Origin of the sequence: Streptomyces sp. Ru73 (assembly GCF_002920575.1) — a bacterium.
In the GTDB taxonomy this organism is placed as follows: Bacteria; Actinomycetota; Actinomycetes; order Streptomycetales; family Streptomycetaceae; genus Streptomyces.
Genome location: NZ_PQSQ01000216.1, coordinates 1 through 1308 on the forward strand (window position 1 = coordinate 1; position 1308 = coordinate 1308).

Sequence of the window (1308 nt, forward strand, 5' to 3'; positions counted from 1 at the left end):
GGTCGCTCCAGGAGGGCGACGGCGTGCTCCACGTGGGCGGGCAGCGGCCGGCGCCGGGCGAGCGCCGGCGGGATGCGGGCGAGCAGGCCGAGCAGGGCACGGGGCGCGCCCGGTTCGCCGCGTGCCGCGGCGGCGGCGAGGGCGGCGGTGCGGCGCAGGGCGACGCGCGGCGGGCGGCGCAGCCAGCCGGTGAGCGCCTCGTTGCGCCGCAGGAGCGGGGAGCGGCCGGGCTTGGCCGCGGCGTCCGGGTGGTGGTGGGCGGTGAGCGAGGGCTCGTACACCACGCCCCAGCCCGCCGCCGTCAGGTCGTACGCGAGCAGGGTCTCCTCGGCGCCGAAGAACAGCAGCGGGTGGTAGCCGCCGACCTCCAGGTAGGCGCTGCGGCGTACCACGGCGGCGCAGGCCAGGAAGCCGAGGACGGGGCGGCCGGGGAAGCGGCCGGAGGGCGGCAGCGGGGAGTCGGCGAGCACCGCGTTCAGCGGGTCCTCGTCGTTGCCGGGGGCCGACGAGCGTGCGCGCGGCCAGCAGGCCGAGGTCCGGGTGCGCGTCCAGGAGGCGGGCCGCCGTGTCCAGCGCGCCGGGCGCCCACCACGAGTCGTCGTCGCTGAACGCCACGTACGGCGTCCGGGCCGCGCGGACCGCGAGGGTGCGGCCGAGCGCGCCGGTGTTGCGGCCCGGCCGGATCACCCGGGCGCCGACCGGGTGCGCGGCGACCGCGTCCGCCGTGCCGTCGCCGGAGCCGTTGTCCACCACGACGACCGGGGGCCGCTCGGGGAGTTCGGCCAGCCGGTCCAGGGTGTGCAGGACGCGGTCGCGGCGGTTGCGGGTGATGACCGCGACGGTGGTGCGGGCTCCCGGCCGCGTGCCGTCCCCGGTACGTCCGGGGACGGCCTCCTGGTCGGCGGTCATGGTCACACCTCCCCGGTGGTGCGGGGCCGGGCCGCGCCGTGGTACGGGACCGCGCCGGGGGCCCGGACCCTGCGCCGCCGCCGGGGCCGGCCGGCGGACGCACCGGCGGCACCGTCGGCCTCCGCGGCGCGGGGCATGGGGGCGACCTCGCGGTCCTGCCACAGCGCCGCCTCCACGACCTCCTCCACGCCGATCCGCAGCAGCAGCGGGTCGGGCTCGGTGCCGTGCGGGTCACCGGGCGGGCCCGGGTGCCACAGCGCGGTGTGCCGCTCGCTGGGCGGCGGGCCCCACAGGCGCGGCGGGACCGGGCCGAAGAGGGTGACCGAGGGCGTGGCGTGCGCGGTGGCGAGGTGCGCCGTGCCGGTGTCGCCGCTGATGAGCACGGCGGCCTGCGCGATC

General features: G+C 80.2%; 1 protein-coding gene and 1 pseudogene. Both read right to left on the minus strand.

Going from position 1 to position 1308, the window contains the following annotated elements:
* Positions 1–909, minus strand: a pseudogene (locus tag C3486_RS36615) (glycosyltransferase family 2 protein); the annotation flags it as partial.
* A 2-nt stretch (positions 910–911) separates the two neighbouring features.
* Positions 912–1308 (minus strand): glycosyltransferase family 9 protein (locus tag C3486_RS36620; RefSeq protein WP_146075144.1); only part of this gene is annotated, 397 nt, incomplete at its 5' end.